Source organism: Streptomyces sp. NPDC002520 (genome assembly GCF_053595235.1).
In genome coordinates this window covers 171,911-192,826 of sequence record NZ_JBSFXG010000002.1, presented here as the reverse complement: position 1 = coordinate 192,826, position 20,916 = coordinate 171,911, and the positions used below count along the sequence as shown (strand labels likewise).

Sequence of the window (20,916 nt, the reverse complement as noted above, 5' to 3'; positions counted from 1 at the left end):
ATCAGCGCGGCCCGCTAAGCAGAAGGCGTACGGCACGCATGGCGCTAGGGTACCGCAGCCCTTGAGCAAGCCGCGACGCGCTTCCGTATGCCTTGTGGACATGCCACGAACCCGACCAGAGCTGAACGAAGGTCAAGGATTACTTCGCGTAACACCCGCTAAGGGGCATCGATCCGGTCGCATTGTCCTTTGGTAATAACGCAATAACTCAAACCTCGTACTGATCGGTATGGCGCCACCTAGAGTTCGGCAGCGGGACCGCTTTCCCGGAACTGCTCGGAGTTGCCCCCATGAACGCTCGTCGTAGTAACAGCTCGCTCCCCAAACCGGGCCGCTCGGCCTATGGGGTGGCGTCCGCTGTCGCCCTGCTGCTCATACCCCTGGCCGTGCGGGCCGGAGGCAGCCAGTTCCGCGACTTCCTGAACTTCGGCGCGGGCGTGCTGTCCCTCGTCGCGCTCAGCTGTTCGGTCATCTGGGGCCTCCTCGCCCAGGACCGGATCTTCCTGAACACGCGCCAGCGGATCGTGGGGCAGGCGGTGCACCGGACGACCGCGGTCGCCTCGATCGCGTTCCTGCTGCTGCACATCACCACCAAGATCGCGCTGGGCCACACCCAGCTGATCGCCGCGATCATCCCGTTCTCGCTCGGCGGCACCGGCAGCGCCGGCCTGATCGGGCTGGGCTCCCTGGCGGGCCTCCTGATGATCTTCGTGGGCATCACCGGGGCCCTGCGCAGCAACTTCGCCGCCCCGGCCCCCGTCGCCGCCCGGTGGCGGGCCATGCACATGCTGGCCTACCCGGCCTGGTGCGCGGCCCTGGTCCACGGGCTCTACGCGGGCCGTCAGGCCAAGCCGGTCTTCGTGATCCTCTACAGCCTCTCCCTGCTGGGCGTGATGGGCGCCCTCGCGCTGCGCTCCGCTCCGCGTCCGTTCAAGCGGAGGGTCGCCGACCGGCTCGTCGCGCTCCTGGGCAGCTCGGGGCGAGCGGACCTCGACGACCTGGACGCGAGCCGCTCCCGCGCCGCCGAGTCCCCCCTGCCGGGCTTCGAGAGCCGGCGCGACCCTCAGCCGTCCGGCGCCGACGTCCCGGCCGCCGCCTCCGCATCGCCGTACCGGTCGCCCGCCGCGCCGGCCACGGAGCCCCTCTCCGGCTTCGCGGCGGCCTACCGCGCGGTCAACACGTCGGGCCGCCCGCAGCAGCCGTACGCGGCCGGCCGGACCATGAGCACCGACCTGCCGCGCGATCTGCAGGCCACGGAGACGTTCCCGCGTGCGGACGGCCCGGCCGGCGCCTCGGGCTCCTGGCCGATACCCTCCCCGCCGCCGGTCGGCGAGGCTCCCCCGTCGGCGTACGACCCGCTCCAGGACACCGGATACACGGTCTCGGCCTACGGCGGTCCGGACACCTCCGGCTACGGCGGAAGTGACGTGTACGACACCCGTGAGTCGAACACCCTCTACGGCACGTACAACCCGGGTGACACGTTCGAAAGCGGTCCCGCCACCGAACCAAACCCCGGCACGCCGTTCGGCACGCCGGGTTCGGGCGAACCTTGGAACATGCCCTCCGGAGGCTATAGGTGAACGAGGCCCTGCCCGACGTCCCCGAAGTCCGCGTGGTCGGACTTCCCCAGCTCACGTCGGGCTTCGACCTTGTGGAGCGGCTCGACCTGCCGATGCACCTGAAGGTGCACGGCCCGCTCGACCCCCTGGGCGGCGAACAGCTCGCCCAGCTCGCAGAGAACATCAACCTCAAGGGCCGCGGCGGTGCGGGCTTCCCGTTCCACAAGAAACTCCGTTCGGTCGCCGAGTCGGCGATCAAGCGCGGGGTGCGGCCGGTCGTCGTCATCAACGGCAGTGAGGACGAACCGGCTTGCCGCAAGGACACGGTGCTCATCAACCGTGCCCCGCACCTCATCCTGGACGGCGCCCTGCTGTGTGCCGAGGCCCTGGGTGCCCGCACGCTCGTGGTGGGGGTCACCCGGGAGTCCACCCAGCGCTCCATGGAGGCGGCGCTGGCCGAGCGCGGCCTCAGCAACAGCCGCAGGTCGGCTCTGCGCGCGTGGGTGCAGCGCAACCCGGTGCGCATGGTCACCGGCGCAGCCGCGTCGCTGATCCGCTCCATCGACGGCGGCCCGGCGATCCCGCCCGGCCGCAAGATCAGCGCCTCCAGGATCGGCGTCGGCGGGGCGCCCACCCTGCTGTCGAACGCGGAGACGTTCGCCCAGCTGGCCGTCGCCGCCCGCATCGGCCCGGAGCGCTACGGCAACACCGGCCTGTACGACGAGCCGGGCACCGTCCTGCTCACGGTCTCCGGCGCCGTAGCCCGCCCCATGGTGATCGAGGTTCCCACGGGCGTGCCGCTGCGCTACATCCTGCAACTGGCCGGCGCCCCGCCGATGCCGCAGGGCGTACTGACCGGCGGCTACCACGGCAAGTGGATCGACGCGGCCACCGTCGACGAGGCGATCGTCTCCCGCAACTCCCTGGACGCGGTGGGCGGTTCGCTGGGCGCGGGCGCGATCCTGCCGATCAGCCAGGACACCTGCCCGCTGGGCGAGTCCCTGCGGGTCGCGCAGTGGCTGGCCGAGGAGAGCGCCGGCCAGTGCGGTCCCTGCTACCTCGGACTGCCCGCCGCCGCGCGGGGCATGGAGGACATCCTGAGCGGCGGCGGACCGGCCGCCCTGGAGGCGTTGAAGCAGGTCACGAGGAACGTGAAGCGGCGCGGGGCGTGTTCGCACCCGGACGGCTCCGCGATGTTCCTGGAGTCGACCATCAAGGCGTTCACGGACGACCTGGCCGCGCACGTCCTCGGGAACGGCTGCGGAAGGCCCGTGGAGGGCGTTCTGCCGCTCTTCGAGGAAGGCAGGACCCCCACGGGCATCCCGGGCGGCGGGGAGCCCGAGGAGGCCGGCGCAAGCCGCCAGAAGATCCACGTCGACTGGACGCTGTGCCGGGGCCACGGGCTGTGCGCGGACATCCTCCCGGAGGTCTTCGAACTGGGCGCCGACGGCTTCCCGACCGTCGCCCAGGCACAGGTTCCGCGCTACGCGGAGGCGAAGGCGCTGCGAGCGGTGCGCCGCTGCCCGGCCCTCGCCCTGCGCATCGAGGAGGACACGCGCGCGCAGGCGCCGTCGCGCAACCTGCCGGTCCTCTCCCAGGGCCGCGGCCGGCGGGCGCTGGGTCGCTGAACACACGGCAAGGGGCGGGTCACCGACTCGGGTGACCCGCCCCTCTGCTCGCTCACCGTCATCCACAACACGCCGAAGGCGGACCATCCGTTCGGATGATCCGCCTTCGATTCCTGTGGAGCTAAGGAGAATTGAACTCCTGACCTCCTGCATGCCATGCAGGCGCTCTACCAACTGAGCTATAGCCCCTTGTTCTGTTGTTTCGCCCGGTTCCCCCGGCGACGGGCTAAACATTACAGGCCGGTGAGCGCAGCACCAAATCGATTTCGGGTTCACGTCGATACGGCAGCTAATGTCGGTTTTCATGTCCGTGATCGCATCGCCCTCAGGCCACCGCCGGGTGCCGTTCGCCCTGGTCGCGTGCCTGGTGTCGTTCGCGGTCTTCTGGGCCGCGCAACGGGCCGCGAACGTGTCGATGATCGACCTGATGGTGTACCGGGCGGAGGGGGCCACGGTCCGCGCGGGAGGCGACCTGTACACGCTGCGGGCGACGCCGGACCATCTGCCCACCACCTACCCACCCTTCGCGGCCCTGCTGTTCACACCGCTGACGCTGCTCGACACCACACCCCTGCGCGCGCTTGCGACGGCCGCGAATCTCACCCTCCTGGTGGTGTTCGTACGGCTGTCGCTGAAACTCGTCGGCCACGCGCGCGTGGAGACCGTCTGGTGGGTCGCGGCGCTGGCCGTGTGGTGCGAGCCGGTGTGGACGACCCTGCGCTACGGCCAGGTCAACCTGCTGCTGGCCGTCTTGGTGCTGTGGGACCTGACCCGTCGCCCGGCCGGCGGGTACGACCGCTGGACCGGGGCGGGCCTGGGGCTGGCCGCCGCGGTCAAGCTGACGCCGGCGCTGTTCCCGGTGTTCCTGCTCGCCACCGGTGTCGTGGCGCACCTGAGGGGCGGGGACGGAGGGCCCTGGCTGCGCCACGCGCGCGGGGCGGCCGCCGCGTTCGCCGGCGCGACCCTGGTCGCAGCGGTCGCCCTCCCGTACGACTCGTGGCGGTTCTGGACCGACATGGTCGCCCGCACGAACCGGGTGGGTCATGCCGAGGACACCGCCAACCAGGCCCTGCGCGGTGTTCTGGCCCGCCTGCTGCACACGGCCGATCCGGGAGCCCTCTGGGTCGCCTGCACGGCCGTGACGGCGGTCCTAGGGCTCGCGGTGGCGGTCCGGGCGGAGTTGCGGGGGCGGCGGGCCTGGGCGGTGTGCACCTGCGCGGTCACGGCTCTGCTGATCAGCCCGGTGTCGTGGACGCACCACTGGGTGTGGTGCGTGCCCCTGGTGCTGCGACTGTGGACCCATCGGCTCCGGGCAGCCGCCCTGGGCGCGTCGCTCGTCTTCTGGTCGTACGCCCCCTGGTGGGTGCCACACGGCACGGGGCGGCCCGAACTGCACCAGAACGTCGGCGAGTTAATGCTGTCGGGGCTCTACGGAGGTGCGGGTGCGCTGTTCCTCGTGTCGGCCTGGACATCGTTGCCGGGGCACGGACGCGATCGAGCCCCGGTCAAGCCGTCACGAAGGAGTAGAACCGCTTGAGCGTGCAGTGCTCCTCGAGCAGCCGTCCGTAGATCGGCTCGCCCTCGAGTTCGCGGTAGGTCTCGATCGGGTCGCCTTTTATGATCAGCGCCCGTGCGCATTCCTCGCACCAGTACTGGTAGTCGGGATTGATCGGCTCCATGTCGCGGACGATCGGTGTACCGCTCCCACACCAGTCGCACTTTCGCCTGTGTGCACCCATCGATCAGCTCCAGCTGTGGCCGCAGGCCGTGCACACGTAGGAGATTCCGCCGTTGTCGCCGAGAACTTGGGCCACGTGCACGGAACCGCAGGAAGGACAGCTGAGCCGGGTGCTGGTGTCCCGTATCAACGCCGCACCGAGGAGGTGGCCGACCTCCTCAAGGATGCTCGCAGGCATCGCTACTCCCTCCCGTCGGGCCGCGCCCCCTTCCGGCCGTTTGATTCTGCCACGGCCGGGCCAATACGGTCAGCGACGCCTCAGTACCAGTCCGGACACGGCCCCCACGGCCGCCGTTCCGGCCAGCGCCCACGCGGACACCGAGAACGCCTCCGCAGAGGTATACGCCGTCGGGGCCCCGAGTGACTCAAGCCGGTTGAGGAACAGTGTGCCGAATACCGCGACGCCGATCAGCTGACCGAGCTGGTTCACCGTGGCGAGGAGCCCACTGGCGTCCGCCGCGTCCTCGGGCCGTACGGTCGCCAGGGCGCCGGTGAACGTGGGGCTGAAGGCGAGCGCGAGCCCGACGCCCACCACGGCGTAGACCGCGTACACCGCCGCTCCCCCGTCTCCTCCGCCGCGGAAGGCCAGGCCCACGCCGGCCGCCCCCGCCGCGGCCAGCGTGGATCCGGCCGTCGTCAGCGCCCGCTGCCGGGGCCACCTGCGCCAGGTCAAACTGACCGCGCCGAAGACGACCGCGGTGGGCGCGAAGCTCAGACCGGCCCGCAGCGGGCTGTAGCCCAGCCCGCTCTGTACGTGCAGCGTCAGCGTGAACAGGAACCCCGCGAGATCATTCGCCGATGGCACACAGAAAATCCCGCCCCCTGAGGGAACGGGATCTTCATCACCGATCTTTGACAACTCAACAGAGTGTCGATCAGTGGAGCTAAGGAGAATTGAACTCCTGACCTCCTGCATGCCATGCAGGCGCTCTACCAACTGAGCTATAGCCCCTTGCGTTCTTCCCGCTCGGCGGGGGCGAACAAGAAGAACTTTAGCCTGCGACCTGCCGGAAAGTGAAATCCGGGTCCCGGGGCCGGGAACGGCGGCCCCTCGGGCCGCTCAGGTGTCGTCGCCGAGGACGGGCTCCGGGAGTGTGCCCGCGTTGTGCTCGAGCAGCCGCCAGCCGCGGGCGCCTTCGCCGAGCACGGACCAGCAGCAGTTGGAGAGGCCGCCGAGGCTCTCCCAGTGCTGGGCCTCGAGGTCCAGGAGCCGGCCGATGGTGGTGCGGATGGTGCCGCCGTGGCTGACCACCACGAGGGTGCCGTCCTCGGGCAGCTTCTCGGCGTGCCGCAGGACGACAGGGGCGGCGCGGTCGGCGACCTCGGTCTCCAGTTCGCCGCCGCCGCGGCGGACCGGCTCACCGCGCTTCCAGGCGGCGTACTGCTCGCCGTAGCTCGCGATGATCTCCTCGTGCGTGAGCCCCTGCCACACGCCCGCGTAGGTCTCGCGCAGGTCCTCCTCGCGCGTGACCTCGAGGCCCGTGAGGCGGGCCAGCTCGGCGGCCGTGTTCGCAGCCCGCTGCAGGTCCGAGGAGACGATCGCGTCGGGCCCCAGGGAGGCGAGCAGCCGGGCGGCGCGGCGGGCCTGGCCGATGCCGGTCTCGGTCAGCTCGACGTCCGTGGTGCCCTGGAAGCGGCGCTCCACGTTCCAGGCGGTCTGGCCGTGGCGCCACAGGATGATGCGGCGCCCCCGGTTCCTGTGGTCGCCCACCTCGCCCGTGGCGCTCATCACCACCGCCCGCCCGGCTCGTCGGCGGCGTCCACGGCCTGCAGCTTGGCGTGCTCCTCGGCCTTGCCGCGGGTGGCCTTGGCGTCGTCGGGGAGCTCGATCTCGGGGCAGTCCTTCCACAGCCGCTCCAGGGCGTAGAAGACCCGCTCCTCGCTGTGCTGGACGTGGACGACGATGTCGACGTAGTCGAGCAGGATCCAGCGGGACTCGCGGTCGCCCTCGCGGCGCACCGGCTTGGCGCCGCACTCCTTCAGCAGGCGCTCCTCGATCTCGTCGACGATCGCCCTGACCTGGCGGTCGTTGGGCGCGGAGGCCAGCAGGAATGCGTCCGTGATGGACAGCACGTCGCTGACGTCGTAGGCGATGACGTCGTGGGCGAGCTTGTCGGCCGCCGCCTGGGCGGCGGAGTTGATGAGCTCAAGGGAACGGTCGGTGGCGGTCACTACGTAGCTTTCGGTCGGGGTCGGAGATCAGCTGGGGTGGGGGCACGGCCCCCACATGGCACAGCCCGTCGGCGGGTCACCAGATCTCAAGGGTCTCACGGACCACCCGACGCACCCCACGTGAATAACGGTTCACGTGGGGTGCCCGGGCCGCGTCCGCGCCGTGGCCGAGGGCGTCCCCGCCCGTGTTCCGGTCCGCGTCCCGGTCAGGACGAGGGCCGGTAGTCCTGGCCGAGGACGACCGAGACGTCGGCGCCGGAGGAGACCGCGCCCTTGCGCACCGAGGCGGCGGGCAGGCCCAGGGTCTTGGCGACCTCGGAGGCGCTCTCCTTGCCGGCGGCGTCGGAGTAGGTCACCTTGGAGGCGATCTGGGCGCCGGAGGCGGTGCCGCCCTCGAGGAAGGTGAAGCCGCCGTTGAGGAGGACCACGCGGGCCTTCTCCGTGTCGTCCTTCACCCCGGTGGCGTTCTGGACGGAGACCCGGACCGCGGAACCGGCGTCGGGGCTCTTGGCGGTGCCGCCGAGGATGTCCTTGACCACGCTGTCGCTGGTCCGGGCGCTCAGCGTGCCGTCGCTCTGCACGGGCAGCAGCGCGGTCTTGTAGTCGCCGCCCTTGGCGAGGTCGGCGAGCTTGGCGAGGAAGGTGCCGAGGTCCTTGTCGGTCAGGGGCGGGTCGAGGATCTGCGCGAGGGTCTGCACGGTGACCGTGGCGTCGGACGGGTCGGAGGAGATCTTGCGCAGCACGCCCTGAAGTACCTGCCCGAACCGCTCCAGCTGTGCGTTCTGGGCCTCGCCGGAGGCGCGGTAGGTGGCGTAGGCGACGGCCATCTTGCCGCTGAGGGTCTGGGCCTCGCCCCGGTGGACGAGCGGGGAGGCGCCCTTCTTCTTGGCGTCCGGGTCGGGCACGTCCGCGTTGGTGTCGATGTCGATGTCGCCGACCAGGTCGACGAGGTTCTGCAGGTACGGGGTGTCCAGCCGCCAGGTGCCCTGGATGCTGGTGCCGAGGACGGTGTCGATCTGGTCGCGGGTCCCGGAGGAGCCGTCGTCGTCGACCGACTTGGCGAGGGTCGTGGTGGAGCCCGAATCGTCGGTCAGCGCGAGGGAGTTGGGCAGCAGGACGGTGGTTCCCTGCTTGGCGGTGGTGTTGTCGACCAGCAGGGCCGTGGAGGTGCCGCCCTTGGCGGTGTTGTGCAGGTGGACGACGATCACGTCGCGCTTCTGGGCGCCGGCCGCCGTAGCCGTGCCCGCCTTGGTGCCGGAGGAGGACAGGCCGGGCAGCTTCCCGGCGTACCAGAGGTAGCCGACGCCGCCGGCGGCGACGAGGGCGAGGACGACGAGGAGGGCGATGACACGGCTGCGGGCGCGGCGGCGGGCCTCCTCGCGGCGCTCGGTGCGGTTCTCGGTGAACTTCAGCCAGTCGATGACGTCCTCGGAGTCACCGTCCGGATCCTCGACGAACGCGAACTGCTCGGTGTGGTTGTCCGGTTCGCCTCCGGGCGACCGGTTCTCGGCCGCCCTGGGGGACCGGGGCGGCTGCGGTCGTGTCTCCTGGGCCGGGCCGGGCTGCTGCGGGATGTGAGCGGACTGCTCGGCGACCCGGGGCTGCTGCCCGCTCGTCGCCGCCTGGCCGTAGGGGTCGTACGGGTCGGGGCCCTGAGGGGCGCCGGTGCCGTAGGGGTTGTACGGGTCGTGCGGGGTCTGGGTGCCGTAGGGGGCGTACGAGGGGGCCACGGGGGGCTGCTGACCGGTGTCGTAGCCGCCGTAGCCATAGCCCTGCCGGCCGTACGGGTCGTAGCCCTGCTGCGGAGTCTGTTGTGCCGGAACCTGCTGGTAGACAGGCCGACCGTACTCGTCGTAGCCGACGATCTCGTACTGGTCGCCCCCGTACCCAGCGTCGTATCGGTCGTTCACCGGTGCCCCTCTCGGCTCACTCGCCGCGGTACAGCTCACGCTTGTCGATGTAGCGCACGACTCCGTCCGGCACCATGTACCAGATCGGATCGCCCTTGGCGACTCTCGCACGGCAGTCCGTGGAGGAGATGGCCAGCGCCGGAACCTCGACCAGTGAGACACCGCCCTCGGGGAGGCCGGGGTCGGTCAGATGGTGGCCGGGGCGGGTGACGCCGATGAAGTGCGCGAGGGAGAAAAGTTCCTCCGAGTCGCGCCAGGTCAGCAGCTGGGCGAGGGCGTCGGCGCCGGTGATGAAGAACAGGTCTGTGTCTGGGTTGAGAGCGCGCAGGTCGCGCAGTGTGTCCACGGTGTAGGTGGGGCCGCCGCGGTCGATGTCGATACGGCTCACGGAGAACTGCGGGTTCTCCGCGGTCGCGATGACCGTCATCAGATAGCGGTCCTCGGCCGGGGAGACCTTGCGGTGGGACTTCTGCCACGGCTGGCCGGTGGGTACGAACACCACCTCGTCCAGGTGGAACTGCACGGCGACCTCGCTGGCCGCCACGAGGTGCCCGTGGTGGATCGGGTCGAACGTTCCGCCCATGACACCGAGCCGGCGCTTGCCCGAGCGGGCGGGGCCGTGACCCGGTGGGTAGGACGGGGTCTTCACCGTGCCGGTCGCCGTGTCGGCGTGCTGAGCTGCGTCGTCGGCCGCGCGCGCGGCCGTCTCGTCCACCGGACCGGTAGGCATGTCCTGCTCTCCCATGCGTGCAGACCCTACCGGCCCGGCCTGTGGCTCCCGGCCGGGGACCGGGTCCCCGGTCAGCGGTCGCGGTTGAAGCGGGTGGTGATCCACAGCAGAAGCAGCAGGACGACCAGGGCGCCTCCGCCAGTGATGGCCGGGTTCAGGCTGTTGTGGTTGCCACCGTGCTTCTCGCCCTCGGCGGCGAGGGTGACCAACTGGGCGGCGACGCTGTGGAAGCTCATCTTCGGCAGGACCTATCGCGTGTGGGCGGGATAAAGATGTCGGCTCATCGTAAGCGGGCGGCCCTGCGACGATCACGCCGACTCCTCCATCGGGGAACGACGGAGGCGGGCGGCCGCCGGGCACGAGGATCTTCCCGGGGCGTCGGCGGGGAACTTTCCCGCGCTGTCAGTCGTCCTTGCGCTTGTAGCCGCGCAGCAGGAACCAACCGGCCAGTGCGCAGCCCAGGACCATCACGATCAGGACGATACGGAGCAGATTTCCCGCCCCGTGCTGCTGGACGGCGCTCGCGGCGGCCTCGGTCAGCCAGGCGGCTGCGGGGTGGTGCTCCATGACGTGGCTCCTTCGGCTGTACTGCCCGTCCACGGTATCTCCGCCTAGGCTGGGCCGTGCCTCGGGGGCACAGGGCACAGTGGGCACTCACACGCACATGGGGGATGACATGTCCGACGACGGCCACGAGCAGAGCGGGCGCGAGCGCGTGCCGAGCAGGCAGCGCAAGCGGTTCCCCGGGATCTCCACACGTGCGTACGAGCATCCGGCCGACCGGTCGGCCCTGGTCGCGCTGCGCAAGCTGAGCGGGTTCGACACCGTCTTCAAGGCGCTCAGCGGACTGCTTCCGGAGCGCAGCCTGCGGCTGCTGTTCCTGTCCGACTCGGTGCGGGTCTCCGAGCGGCAGTTCTCGCATCTGCACGACATGCTGCTGGACGCCTGTTACATCCTGGACCTGGAGAAGGTCCCGCCGATGTACGTCAACCAGGATCCGCAGCCGAACGCGATGTGCATCGGGCTGGACGAGCCGATCATCGTGGTCACCACGGGCCTCGTCGAGTTGCTCGACGAGGAGGAGATGCGGGCGGTCGTCGGGCACGAGGTGGGGCACGCCCTGTCCGGGCACGCGGTGTACCGCACGATCCTGCTGTTCCTGACGACGCTGGCGCTGAAGGTCGCCTGGATCCCGCTGGGCAACCTCGCGATCATGGCGATCGTGACGGCGCTGCGGGAGTGGTTCCGCAAGTCGGAGTTGTCGGCGGACCGGGCCGGACTGCTGGCGGGGCAGGATCTGCGGGCCTCCATGCGCGGCCTGATGAAGATCGCGGGCGGCAACCATCTGCACGAGATGAACGTGGACGCGTTCCTGGAGCAGGCCGAGGAGTACGAGGCCGGGGGCGATCTGCGCGACTCCGTGCTGAAGATCCTCAACGTGCTGCCCCGCTCGCACCCCTTCACCACGGTGCGGGCCGCCGAGCTGAAGAAGTGGGCCGAGACCCGGGACTACCAGCGGATCATGGACGGCCACTACCCGCGGCGCAGCGAGGACAAGGACACCAAGGTCAGCGACTCCTTCCGGGAGTCCGCGGCGAGCTACGCCAGCGATGTGAAGGGCTCCAAGGACCCGCTGATGAAGCTGGTGTCGGATCTCGCGGGCGGTGCCGGCGACCTGGGCGGCCGGGTTCGCCGGGGCTTCGACGGCTTCCGCAGCCCGGCTCCGCCGAAGGACGCTCCGGGCGACACGCCGACCCCCGACGAGGCCTGAGCCGGACCCCGGCCCACACCGCCGGCCTGACCGCCCGCGCCCCGGCCCTGACTGCTGACTGCTCACCCCTTCGGCTGGGCCTCCTGCGCCAGGGTGCCGCACAGTGCCGGTGCGCTGTCCGTGGCGTAGGGGTTGGTGCCGGCCGGGCCGCCCGGCCGGGCGCTCTGGCCGGACAGGAGCGGGCGGAGGTAGGAGACGGAGTCCTCCGCGCAGGACAGCGGGCCCGCCTGGGCGTAGGAGGAGACCAGCTGGGTCTGGCCCACGCGCAGGTCGTCCTCGTCGAAGCGGAAGGTCAGCGTGCGGCGGACGGTGAACAGGGACACCGGGGAACGGTCGCCGGTGCCGACGGCGCGCAGGGCGTAGACGAAGGTGCTGTCAGAGCTGATCTCCAGGGTGGTCGAGTCGGTCTCTGTGGCCCGGAGAGTGCCCAGGACGCGGACCCGGTCGTCGGCGAGTTCCGCCCTGGCGGGGTCCAGCCGGACCAGCCAGCCGGTGGGGGCGTGCCGGCCGTCCGCGGCGGGGTGGTCGAAGCTCTGGTCGAACTGGTCGAGCTGGTCGCCGTCGAGGAGGGCCCGGGCGGGCCGGACCTGGCGGCCGGTGAGCACGGCGGGGTCGAGGGAGGACCGTACGAGGTAGTTCCTGGCGATGCTCAGCGCTGCCGTGACCTGGCTGTCGGAGAAGTGCGCGGTGCTGCGGGCGGCGGGCAGCGGGATCCCGGCGGCGCCGGTCTCGAACTGGGCGGCGGGGCTGTGCCGGTAGAGCGTGCCGGCGTCTGCGGCGCCGGGCACCTTGCCCCGCGGGACGAGCGGGATGACCGTCATCCGCAGGGGCTCGGTGGGCGTGCGGGTCACCGGGGTGCCGTAGGGGTGGCGGACGCCCATGTAGATCGCGGTGCCGAAGGCGACGGCGACGAGCATGGCGAGGATGAGGATCTGCCAGGTGAGTCCGCGGCGCATGGGCGGGCGGCGGCGCACGGCGGGCGCGTGGTCGGCCATGCGCTCCTCGGCGGAGTACTCCTGGAGGCGGGCAGCACGGACGAACGATTCGTCGAAAACGACGGATCGGTATTCGTCGTCCGCACCTCCGGGGCCGCCCTCGGGTGTCCCCTCCGGTGGGTCTCCAGGCCCGCTCATACTTTCAGAGTAGGTCTCACGGGCCTCAGGTAAACGCGCTGGTACACGACAACTTCTGACAGGTGCTCACCAAAAGTGCGCGGGGCGTTCAGGGGGAGCGCGGGACGGCCGAGAAGGCCGGCTGGGAGGAGTCGCCGGAGACGGACGGGGCCGCCGCGGTGCCCTGCTCCAGGCCGGTGGAGGCGGGGGGCGGGACCCGGTCGCGGGTACCCGAGGAGCCACCCCGGTAGACCGCGGCGAAGGCCAGCGCGACCATGCCGATGCCCATCACGAGGGCGAGCACCCAGGCGACCGGACGGTGCCAGCGGACCTGCTTGCCGTAGGGGCCGGTGAAGTCGTCGTGGCCGCCGAGGACGTAGCCGTCGTCCGGCTCGTCGTCGTCCCGATCATGACCGAAATCGGTTCCTTCGGGGCCGTACGCGTCGTCGTAGCGCTCGCCTCTGGCGTGGGCGCGGCGGGCTTCGGCCTCGGAGGCCTCGGCCCGTGCCTCGGCGGCGGCCAGAAGGCGTTCGACGGCGGTCGGCTCGTGGACCGTGGCCGCCTGCACGAAGGCCTCGTCGAAGACCACGGAGGCGAACTCTTCGTCCGACACCCCATGGTCGTGGTCGTCGTCGGGCTCCCAGCCGTCAGGGAACGGCGTGCCCCCCACGTCCTCCGGCACGGTTCCAGAGTAGACCTGGGGGGTCAATTTGGGCAGACGGTATGGAAATTCGTCTGCGCGGGGAGACGCCTTTCGGCCGCGGAACCGGAGTGCGGCCCACGGCCGAGGGAGTGAATCTCAGCGGCGAACGTGCCCGTCGCCGGTGAGGATGTACTTGGTGCTGGTCAGTTCCGGCAGGCCCATCGGGCCGCGGGCGTGCAGCTTCTGGGTGGAGATGCCGATCTCGGCGCCGAAGCCGAACTGGCTGCCGTCGGTGAAGCGGGTGGAGGCGTTCACGGCGACGGTGGTGGAGTCGACCAGCTGGGTGAAGCGGCGGGCGGCCGGCTGGGAGGTGGTGACGATCGCCTCGGTGTGGCCGGAGGTCCACAGCCGGATGTGCTCGACGGCCTTGTCGAGGGAGTCCACGACGGCGGCGGCGATGTCGTGGGAGAGGTACTCGGTCTCCCAGTCCTCGGGCACGGCCTCCACGACGGTCGCCTTGGAGTCCTCGGCGTAGGCCATGACCCGCTCGTCGGCGTGGACGGTGACGCCGGCCTCGGCCAGCGCGTCCAGGGCGCGCGGCAGGAACTCGGCGGCGACGTCCTGGTGGACCAGGAGGGTCTCGGCGGCGTTGCACACGCTGACCCGCTGGGCCTTGGAGTTGATCAGGACCTCGATGGCCATGTCGATGTCGGCGTGGGCGTCGACGTAGACGTGGCAGTTGCCGGTACCGGTCTCGATCACGGGGACGATGGACTCGCTGACCACGGTCTGGATCAGGGAGGCGCCGCCGCGCGGGATGAGGACGTCGACGAGCCCCCGGGCGCGCATCAGCTCGCGCACGGACTCGCGGCTCTCCCCCGGCACCAGCTGGACGGCGTCGGCGGGCAGCCCGGAGCCGCCGACGGCGTCGCGGATCACCCGGACGAGGGCGGCGTTGGACTCGTAGGCGGAGGCGGAGCCGCGCAGCAGGACGGCGTTGCCGGACTTCAGGCAGAGGGCGGCGGCGTCCACGGTGACGTTCGGGCGGGCCTCGTAGATGATGCCGACGACGCCGAGCGGGACGCGGACCTGGCGCAGGTCGATGCCGTTGGGGAGGGTGGAGCCGCGGACGACCTCGCCGACCGGGTCGGGCAGCTTCGCGACGTCGCGGACGTCGGAGGCGATGGCGCGGATCCGCTCGGGGGTGAGGGTGAGCCGGTCGACGATGGACTCGCTGGTGCCGTTCTCCCGGGCCTTGGCCACGTCCTTGGCGTTGGCCTCGACGATCTCGGCCGTGCGGACCTCCAGGGCGTCGGCGATGGCGAGCAGCGCGTCGTCCTTCACGGCACGCGGGAGCGGCCCGAGGTCGGCGGCGGCGGCCTTGGACCGGTAGGCGGCCTGGGTGACCGGGGACATCGAGTCGTACGGCGAGAGCGTGGTCATGAAGGAAGGGTAGTGCGCGCAACGCGCCGTCTCATCCGATGTTCCACACGTCGAGACGGGATCAATGGGGTGAATGCACGGCCCGCCCCGGTGTGGCTCCTGCGGATCAGAAGGGGTGCACACCCACGGGTGTCGCCGGTGCGGGACCGTAGCCCTCGGAGATGCGCTGGTGGTAGGTCTCGCGGTCGATGACCTCCAGGCCGACGATCTCCCACGGCGGCAGGCCGGCGCTCTGGCGGTGCTCGCCCCACAGGCGCAGCGCGACGGCGGCCGCGTCGTGCAGGTCGCGGGCCTCCTCCCAGTACCGGATCTCCACGTGGTCGCCGGCGTATCTGCTGGTCAGCAGGAAGGGGTGGTCATGGGCGAGCTGTTCCAGGGCGCGCCGCAGGTCCTGCACGGGGACGTGCTCCCCGGCGACGCTGAGGGTGACGTGCCAAAGGCGGGGCAGGTCCTTGGGTTCCTCGTAGATGTCCCCGGCCGCGACGCTCGTCAGAGCACCGCGGGACACCGCCCCAGGACGGACTCGTCTCACGACGGCCTCCTTCACGCATGGCCCCTTGACGGAACGTGTCCCTTCAACATGTCCCCGAGACAAAGTTGAGCAGGCCGCCGGGCTCGATGTGGCGGTTTTACGGAACGTCCCCCGCCGGGACGGTCCGCGCGCCCCTCTTCACGGGCGGTTTCCACGGCGGTTCCGCTCCGCTTCCCAGCCGCTTCCCAGCTGGTTCCGAGCCGGCTCCACGGCTGGATCCGCGCCTGTCATGCGCGCAGAAGAACCAGGTCGTCGGCGTGTACGACCTCACGTTCGTAGGCCGGACCCAGTTCGCGTGCCAGCTCCCGGGTCGAACGTCCGATCAGCTGGGGGATCTCCTTGGCGTCGAAGTTGACGATGCCGCGCGCCACCGCGCGCCCCGTGCCGTCGCGCAGCTCGACGGGGTCGCCGGCGCTGAACTCGCCGTCGACGGCGGCGATCCCGGCGGGCAGCAGGGAGGTGCGCCGCTCGACGACCGCGCGGACGGCGCCGTCGTCCAGGGTGAGGGAGCCCTGCGGGGTGGAGGCGTGCTGGAGCCACAGCAGGCGGTCGGCGGAGCGCTTGCCGGTGGGATGGAAGTAGGTGCCGGTGTCGCCGCCGGAGAGCGCGTCGGCCGCGTGGACGGCGCTCGTCAGCACCACGGGGATGCCGGCGGCGGCCGCGATCCGGGCGGCCTCGACCTTGGTGACCATGCCACCGGTGCCGACGCCGGCCTTGCCGGTGCTGCCGATCTCGACCTCGGCGAGGTCCTCGGGCCCCTGGACCTCCGCTATCCGCGAGGTGCCCGGCTTGCTGGGGTCGCCGTCGTAGACGCCGTCGACGTCGGAGAGGAGGACGAGCAGGTCGGCGTGGACGAGGTGGGCGACGAGGGCGGCGAGGCGGTCGTTGTCGCCGAAGCGGATCTCGTCGGTGGCGACGGTGTCGTTCTCGTTGACGATCGGGAACGCGCCCATCGCGAGGAGCTTGTCCAGGGTGCGGGAGGCGTTGCGGTGGTGGGCGCGGCGGCTCATGTCGTCGCTGGTGAGCAGGACCTGGCCGACGCGGACGCCGTAGCGGGCGAAGGATGCGGTGTAACGGGCGACGAGCAGGCCCTGGCCGACGCTGGCGGCGGCCTGCTGGCGGGCCAGGTCCTTGGGCCGGCGGCGCAGTCCCAGCGGAGCGAGACCGGCGGCGATGGCGCCGGAGGAGACCAGGACGATCTCCCGCTCTCCCCCACTGCGAATCTTGGCGAGGACGTCCACCAGCGCGTCGACGCGGTCCGCGTCCAGGCCTCCCGCGGCGGTGGTCAGCGACGAGGAGCCCACCTTGACGACGATCCTGCGTGCCTCGCGCACGGCCTGCCTCGCCCTTGCCACCTCGCTGCCCGTCTCTGCGCGTCCGTTCAACTGCACGTCCTTGTCCACGTGTCGAATCTACGTGAGTCAGGGTGGTTACCGTGCATTCGTCCAGCACACGGACGGTTCTCGTCCGGCTGCTCGGACACGTTCGCGCGGAGGGCGTCACCGTAGTTGATGACGCGTCGAATGCCGCTCGAAGAAGATCGGCGAGCGCCGCCCGAGGGGAGAGTGCGGACGGATTGTGGTGCAACGGTGCAGTCACTGAAACCATGCCGGCCCGCAAGGGCTTCTGTGACAAATGCGGTTCGCATGTGATCGGCGATACGTGATCAACGTCCAGGCGTCCCGATCCATGCGGAGATGGCGGCATTGACGGAAGCGTCGTCGGCACAGTGACGAAGAGCACGCCCAACGCGTGGCAGCGGAGCGCGAGGAGAAAGGGCAGGTCGGCGACCACGTCCGTACGCAGCGTGACACCCTGGTGACAATGACGACGGGCGGTAAACCGCTATGCTCCGTGTGCTGTACGAAGGCGGGTTTATCGCTAAGCCGGGCCGGGCCGCTGGCGCCCTATGCGGGCATTAACCTTCGGAACGCGGCCCCTTGAGTCGGCAAGGGCAGCGCGGCAGTGGCTCCCGTCACGACTTAGGGCTGCCCTGGGCCAGTAGGCTATGCTCCCACGGCCGCCCCCACCTGGCGCAGGCAGGCCTCGTCGCCGTCGCGCAGGCCTCATAGTTGCGCGGCGGTTTCACGGACGGAAGGACAACGATGGCGCGTTGCTCGATAGCGGCGATTTCCTGGGAACGTGTACACCTTTCACTCACGGCGGTCGTGTCGGACTTCACTGGGGATTCTAGTGCCCTCCGCTTCCTGATCGTCGATGGAGAGCGTGAGTTCCTGGTGAATTCTCGGCAAATCGATGCCGAACAGCACCGCTTGGAGATCAACGTCACCAACTTCCAGGACCGCCGTCAGGTGCCCAACGGGACGTGGCGGATCGTCCCGGTGGTCGGCGAGGAACGGCTGCCGGCCGCGGACTTCGACCTGACTGCCATAGACCGCCTTGACGTTGACTCCCGTACCTTCCTCTACGACCGCAACCGCACCGCGTACGTGATCGCCTTCGGCATCTCGGACGACGACGAGAACCCCGAGTTCCTCATGCGGACGTACCAGCTGTTCCGCAGCGCCGGGCCGGGTAAGAAAAAGGGCGCGAAGGGTCCGAAGGGCCCGAAGGCGCCGCTGGGCAAGCGACTTGGGCTGAAGGTGTTCCCGCGGGCCCGGCGCCGCAAGCTCGCCAATCGCGTCTACTCGCTCTCGCGCCGCCTGAATCCGCCGCGCGGCAACAGGATCCTGTTCGCCTCCGAGATGCGCACCGGCCTTGGCGGCAACCTGGCGCGCGTCCACGACCGGATGATCGAGCGGGGCCTCGACAAGCAGTACAAGTTCCGCCACTCGTTCCGGATTCCGGCCACCTCCAACAAGTGGAGCACGCTGCGCCTCATCTACCTGCTGGCGACGTCGGACGTCGTGCTGATGGACGACTACTTCGGGCTCATCGCGCAGCTGGGCATCTCCCCCAAGACCAAGATCATCCAGCTTTGGCACGCCGGCAGCGGGTTCAAGTCGGTCGGCTACAGCCGGTTCGGGCGTTACGGTTCGCCGAAGCTGACGAACGCCCACCGCAAGTACACGTACGTGATCACCGGCTCCAAGCACCTTGTGCCGGTGTACGCCGAGGCGTTCGGCATCGAGGAATCGGCGGTCGTACCGACGGGCCTGCCCCGAATAGACACGTTCCTCGACAAGGAGCGTTCACGCAAGGTCGTCGAGGACTTCTACACCGCCAACCCGAAGCTCAAGGGCAAGAAGATAGTGCTGTTCGCGCCGACCTTCCGCGGGAAGAGCATCGGCGATGCGCACTACCCCTACGACCGCATCGACTTCGCGAAACTCCACGAGGTCTGCGGGGACAAGTACGTCGTACTCTTCCGGATGCACCACTTCATATCGGAACCCGTGCCGATACCCGAGGAATTCTCCGACCGACTGCTGGACTTCGCGTCGTTCCCGGACACCAACGATCTGCTTCAGGTCACCGACGTACTCGTCACCGACTACTCCTCCGTCATCTACGAGTACACGCTCCTCGACCGGCCGATCCTTTTCTATGCGTACGACAAGGACACCTATTCGGTGATCCGCGGATTCCACCGCGACTACGACTCCGTTGCTCCCGGCAAGATCTGCGTGACCTTCGACGAACTCCTCAAGGCCATACAGGACGAGGACTACGACACTTCGAAGGTCGAGCAGTTCCGGCAGGAGAACTTCGACTTCGTCGACACCAACTCGGCGGACCGGGTGATCGACTGGCTAGTGGTCGGCGATCCCAGTGACAGGCAGACGGGCGGCGACCATCATTGGCTCGATCTCGCCCCGGACGACACGGCGGTGGGCGACCAACCGCTCAGCGACCAGTCGGAGGCATGAACCGTGAACATTGCATTGCTTTTCGCAGGCGGCATCGGGTCGAGGATGAACTCCCGCGCCCTCCCGAAGCAGTTCCTGGAGATCCACGGCAAGCCGATCATCATCCACACCCTTGAGCACTTCGAGGCGCACCCGGATATCGACGGCATCGCCATAGCGATCCTCCCCGAATACCGCGAGCTCATGGAGAAGATGCTCAAGCGGTACGAGATCGAGAAGGTCCGGTGGGTCGTCGACGGCGGCAAGACCGGTCAGGAGTCGCGGCACAACGCTCTCAAGGCGGTCGCCGCGGACTGTCCCGAGGACACCGTCGTACTGATTCATGACGGCGTGCGGCCGCTGATCGACGCGAATCTCATCAGCGCCAACATCGAGTCCGTCCAGGAGCACGGCTCCGCCATCACCTGCACCAAGTTCAACGAGACCGTCGTGTCGAGCGAGAACGAGCACATCGACGATGTGATCCCGCGCGACCACATCTACGCCGCGCAGGCCCCGCAGAGCTTCCGCCTCGCTCAGATCCTGTCGCTGTACGACCGTGCGGTCTCCGAGGGCGAGCACGACACCATCGACTCCTGCTCCCTCATGCACCGGTACGGTCACAAGCTGTACCGGGTGGTGGGCCCCCGCTCGAACATAAAGATCACGACGGCCGAGGACTTCTATCTGTGCCGGACGTTCTTCGAGATCATCGAGAACCAGCAGATCGGGGGGATGTGAGTCCAGTGACCACCGTCTCCAGCGCCGTCGTGGCGCACGACCTCGATGAGATCCTCGACCGTGACCTGCCGTGGAGTGAGCTGGCCGGCTGCTCCGTGCTGGTCACCGGCGCCAGCGGCATGTTGCCGTCGTACGCCGTCTACACCCTGCTGGCGCTGAACGACCGGCACGGGCTGGGCATCACCGTGCACGGTCTGGTGCGCAACGAGCAGAAGGCCAGACATCTGCTCGCGGATGTGCTCGACCGCCCGGACTTCCACCTCGTCGTCCAGGACGTGTCGACTCCGCTCGAGCTGGCCGGCCCCGTCGACTACGTGATCCACGGGGCGAGCGCCGCGCGGCCTGCCCTGCACGGCAGCCAGCCGGTCATGACGATCAAGGCCAACGTGCTGGGCACCTTCAATCTGCTCGACCTGTGTGTGGCGAAGGCCAGCCGCGGATTCGTGCTGATGTCCTCGGCGGAGGTCTACGGCGCCCAGGCTCCGGAGACCGAGCTCATCGACGAGCAGAGCTACGGCGGCTTCGACATCCTCAACCCGCGGGCCTGCTACGCCGAGGGCAAGCGGGCCGCGGAGACGATCTGCGCGAGCTACCAGGCTCAGTACGGCATCGACTGTCGCGTCGTCAGGTTCGGCCACATCTACGGCCCGGGGATGGCGCTCGACGACGGGCGGGTGCAGGCCGACTTCGCGGCGAACGTGGTGGCCGGCAAGGACATCGTGCTCAACAGCGACGGTTCCGGCGTGCGGACCTACACGTACGTGGCTGACGCCGTCGCGGGCATGTTCTACGCGCTGCTCCGTGGTGACGAGGTGGCCTACAACGTGGCGGACCCGGCCGGCCTGGTCTCCATCCGGCGGCTGGCGGAGCTGTTCACCGAGGTGCACCCGGAGCGTGGGCTCCGACTGCGGTTCAGCAACGAGTCCGACGAGCGCTCCTACAGCCTGACCAAGAAGCAGGGCCTGGACAGCGCCCGGCTGGCGGGCCTGGGCTGGCGCCCGGTGGTCGAACTGCCGGCAGGGCTGCACCGTATGGTGACCCATCTGGAGTCGGTCGCCGGGAAGCCGTAGCTCTCCGCGCACTGGGCGGGAATCACCTCACAGCAGATCACCCCGGTACGGACGA

At 69.8% G+C, this 20,916-nt stretch carries 21 protein-coding genes and 2 tRNA genes; 7 read left to right on the top strand and 16 right to left on the bottom strand.

Annotated elements, in window-relative coordinates; all coding sequences use genetic code 11:
* Window positions 1–290 precede the first annotated feature (290 nt).
* Both ACWD5D_RS03920 and ACWD5D_RS03915 read left to right on the top strand, forming a co-directional pair.
* Window positions 291–1,583 (top strand): cytochrome b/b6 domain-containing protein, encoded by a 1,293-nt coding sequence (locus ACWD5D_RS03920; RefSeq protein WP_451371183.1) that lies wholly within the window; start codon window positions 291–293, stop codon window positions 1,581–1,583.
* Window positions 1,580–3,190, top strand: a complete 1,611-nt coding sequence (locus ACWD5D_RS03915; RefSeq protein WP_451371182.1) for an NADH-ubiquinone oxidoreductase-F iron-sulfur binding region domain-containing protein — start codon at window positions 1,580–1,582, stop codon at window positions 3,188–3,190. The genes ACWD5D_RS03920 and ACWD5D_RS03915 overlap by 4 nt, the downstream gene beginning before the upstream one ends.
* 116 nt (window positions 3,191–3,306) lie before the next feature.
* Here the strand turns inward: ACWD5D_RS03915 and ACWD5D_RS03910 are convergent.
* Window positions 3,307–3,379 (bottom strand) — tRNA-Ala (locus tag ACWD5D_RS03910).
* A 115-nt stretch (window positions 3,380–3,494) separates the two neighbouring features.
* On the opposite strand from ACWD5D_RS03910, the gene ACWD5D_RS03905 reads away from it, so the two are divergent.
* Window positions 3,495–4,727, top strand: coding sequence for a glycosyltransferase 87 family protein (locus ACWD5D_RS03905; protein WP_451371181.1), 1,233 nt, complete (start codon window positions 3,495–3,497; stop codon window positions 4,725–4,727).
* Here ACWD5D_RS03905 and ACWD5D_RS03900 read toward each other — a convergent pair.
* From ACWD5D_RS03900 to ACWD5D_RS03855, 10 genes are all read right to left on the bottom strand, one after another.
* Window positions 4,696–4,929, bottom strand: a complete 234-nt coding sequence (locus ACWD5D_RS03900) for a hypothetical protein (RefSeq protein WP_006136074.1) — start codon at window positions 4,927–4,929, stop codon at window positions 4,696–4,698. The two genes, ACWD5D_RS03905 and ACWD5D_RS03900, sit on opposite strands and share 32 nt — an antisense overlap.
* Before the next feature lie 3 nt (window positions 4,930–4,932).
* Entirely contained in the window at window positions 4,933–5,106 is a 174-nt protein-coding gene (locus ACWD5D_RS03895; protein WP_451371180.1) for a hypothetical protein, read from the bottom strand.
* A 69-nt stretch (window positions 5,107–5,175) separates the two neighbouring features.
* Window positions 5,176–5,733 (bottom strand): MFS transporter, encoded by a 558-nt coding sequence (locus tag ACWD5D_RS03890; protein WP_451371179.1) that lies wholly within the window; start codon window positions 5,731–5,733, stop codon window positions 5,176–5,178.
* A 74-nt stretch (window positions 5,734–5,807) separates the two neighbouring features.
* A tRNA-Ala gene (locus ACWD5D_RS03885) sits at window positions 5,808–5,880 on the bottom strand.
* Window positions 5,881–5,988: 108 nt separating this feature from the next.
* A complete protein-coding gene (locus ACWD5D_RS03880) occupies window positions 5,989–6,657 on the bottom strand; it encodes a histidine phosphatase family protein (protein ID WP_451371178.1) in 669 nt (222 codons plus the stop codon).
* Window positions 6,657–7,100, bottom strand: coding sequence for a ribosome silencing factor (gene rsfS / locus ACWD5D_RS03875; RefSeq protein WP_451371177.1), 444 nt, complete (start codon window positions 7,098–7,100; stop codon window positions 6,657–6,659). Before rsfS ends, ACWD5D_RS03880 begins: the two co-directional genes overlap by 1 nt.
* A gap of 206 nt (window positions 7,101–7,306) precedes the next feature.
* Complete coding sequence (locus ACWD5D_RS03870) at window positions 7,307–9,010, bottom strand: LytR C-terminal domain-containing protein (protein ID WP_451371176.1); 1,704 nt, start codon at window positions 9,008–9,010, stop codon at window positions 7,307–7,309.
* A gap of 16 nt (window positions 9,011–9,026) precedes the next feature.
* Window positions 9,027–9,755 carry a nicotinate-nucleotide adenylyltransferase gene (gene nadD / locus ACWD5D_RS03865; RefSeq protein ID WP_451371175.1) on the bottom strand — a complete coding sequence of 243 codons (729 nt, stop codon included), beginning with the start codon at window positions 9,753–9,755 and terminating at the stop codon, window positions 9,027–9,029.
* Between the two features lie 56 nt (window positions 9,756–9,811).
* On the bottom strand, window positions 9,812–9,976 hold the full coding sequence (locus ACWD5D_RS03860) for a hypothetical protein (protein ID WP_451371174.1): 165 nt from the start codon (window positions 9,974–9,976) through the stop codon (window positions 9,812–9,814).
* Window positions 9,977–10,142: 166 nt separating this feature from the next.
* Window positions 10,143–10,307, bottom strand: coding sequence for a hypothetical protein (locus ACWD5D_RS03855; protein ID WP_451371173.1), 165 nt, complete (start codon window positions 10,305–10,307; stop codon window positions 10,143–10,145).
* A 109-nt stretch (window positions 10,308–10,416) separates the two neighbouring features.
* On the opposite strand from ACWD5D_RS03855, the gene ACWD5D_RS03850 reads away from it, so the two are divergent.
* On the top strand, window positions 10,417–11,511 hold the full coding sequence (locus tag ACWD5D_RS03850) for a M48 family metallopeptidase (RefSeq protein WP_451371172.1): 1,095 nt from the start codon (window positions 10,417–10,419) through the stop codon (window positions 11,509–11,511).
* 62 nt (window positions 11,512–11,573) lie between these two features.
* On the opposite strand, the gene ACWD5D_RS03845 is transcribed toward ACWD5D_RS03850, so the two are convergent.
* From ACWD5D_RS03845 to proB, 5 genes are all read right to left on the bottom strand, one after another.
* Window positions 11,574–12,644 (bottom strand): SCO2583 family membrane protein, encoded by a 1,071-nt coding sequence (locus tag ACWD5D_RS03845; RefSeq protein WP_451371171.1) that lies wholly within the window; start codon window positions 12,642–12,644, stop codon window positions 11,574–11,576.
* An 88-nt stretch (window positions 12,645–12,732) separates the two neighbouring features.
* Window positions 12,733–13,305, bottom strand: coding sequence for an SCO2584 family spore wall biosynthesis protein (locus tag ACWD5D_RS03840; RefSeq protein ID WP_451371170.1), 573 nt, complete (start codon window positions 13,303–13,305; stop codon window positions 12,733–12,735).
* A gap of 117 nt (window positions 13,306–13,422) precedes the next feature.
* Entirely contained in the window at window positions 13,423–14,709 is a 1,287-nt protein-coding gene (locus tag ACWD5D_RS03835) for a glutamate-5-semialdehyde dehydrogenase (RefSeq protein WP_451371169.1), read from the bottom strand.
* A 106-nt stretch (window positions 14,710–14,815) separates the two neighbouring features.
* Window positions 14,816–15,241, bottom strand: a complete 426-nt coding sequence (locus ACWD5D_RS03830) for a hypothetical protein (protein WP_451371168.1) — start codon at window positions 15,239–15,241, stop codon at window positions 14,816–14,818.
* A 227-nt stretch (window positions 15,242–15,468) separates the two neighbouring features.
* Window positions 15,469–16,575, bottom strand: coding sequence for a glutamate 5-kinase (gene proB / locus ACWD5D_RS03825; RefSeq protein ID WP_451371569.1), 1,107 nt, complete (start codon window positions 16,573–16,575; stop codon window positions 15,469–15,471).
* Between the two features lie 903 nt (window positions 16,576–17,478).
* On the opposite strand from proB, the gene ACWD5D_RS03820 reads away from it, so the two are divergent.
* From ACWD5D_RS03820 to ACWD5D_RS03810, 3 genes are read left to right on the top strand one after another with little or no spacing between them, the layout of a single operon-like run.
* On the top strand, window positions 17,479–19,071 hold the full coding sequence (locus ACWD5D_RS03820) for a CDP-glycerol glycerophosphotransferase family protein (RefSeq protein ID WP_451371167.1): 1,593 nt from the start codon (window positions 17,479–17,481) through the stop codon (window positions 19,069–19,071).
* Between the two features lie 3 nt (window positions 19,072–19,074).
* The gene (locus tag ACWD5D_RS03815) at window positions 19,075–19,791 is read left to right on the top strand and encodes an IspD/TarI family cytidylyltransferase (protein WP_451371166.1); all 717 of its coding nucleotides are present in this window, start codon (window positions 19,075–19,077) and stop codon (window positions 19,789–19,791) included.
* A 5-nt stretch (window positions 19,792–19,796) separates the two neighbouring features.
* Window positions 19,797–20,861 carry an NAD-dependent epimerase/dehydratase family protein gene (locus ACWD5D_RS03810; RefSeq protein WP_451371165.1) on the top strand — a complete coding sequence of 355 codons (1,065 nt, stop codon included), beginning with the start codon at window positions 19,797–19,799 and terminating at the stop codon, window positions 20,859–20,861.
* The last annotated feature ends 55 nt before the right edge of the window (window positions 20,862–20,916 follow it).

Bases quoted from the DNA above. Each gene is read 5' to 3' on its own strand.
- ACWD5D_RS03900 (WP_006136074.1), bottom strand. From the start codon at position 4,929: ATGGGTGCACACAGGCGAAAGTGCGACTGGTGTGGGAGCGGTACACCG.
- ACWD5D_RS03855 (WP_451371173.1), bottom strand. From the start codon at position 10,307: ATGGAGCACCACCCCGCAGCCGCCTGGCTGACCGAGGCCGCCGCGAGC.
- ACWD5D_RS03905 (WP_451371181.1), top strand. From the start codon at position 3,495: ATGTCCGTGATCGCATCGCCCTCAGGCCACCGCCGGGTGCCGTTCGCC.
- ACWD5D_RS03845 (WP_451371171.1), bottom strand. From the start codon at position 12,644: ATGAGCGGGCCTGGAGACCCACCGGAGGGGACACCCGAGGGCGGCCCC.
- ACWD5D_RS03895 (WP_451371180.1), bottom strand. From the start codon at position 5,106: ATGCCTGCGAGCATCCTTGAGGAGGTCGGCCACCTCCTCGGTGCGGCG.
- ACWD5D_RS03860 (WP_451371174.1), bottom strand. From the start codon at position 9,976: ATGAGCTTCCACAGCGTCGCCGCCCAGTTGGTCACCCTCGCCGCCGAG.
- ACWD5D_RS03850 (WP_451371172.1), top strand. From the start codon at position 10,417: ATGTCCGACGACGGCCACGAGCAGAGCGGGCGCGAGCGCGTGCCGAGC.
- ACWD5D_RS03835 (WP_451371169.1), bottom strand. From the start codon at position 14,709: ATGACCACGCTCTCGCCGTACGACTCGATGTCCCCGGTCACCCAGGCC.
- ACWD5D_RS03880 (WP_451371178.1), bottom strand. From the start codon at position 6,657: ATGAGCGCCACGGGCGAGGTGGGCGACCACAGGAACCGGGGGCGCCGC.
- nadD (WP_451371175.1), bottom strand. From the start codon at position 9,755: ATGGGAGAGCAGGACATGCCTACCGGTCCGGTGGACGAGACGGCCGCG.
- ACWD5D_RS03920 (WP_451371183.1), top strand. From the start codon at position 291: ATGAACGCTCGTCGTAGTAACAGCTCGCTCCCCAAACCGGGCCGCTCG.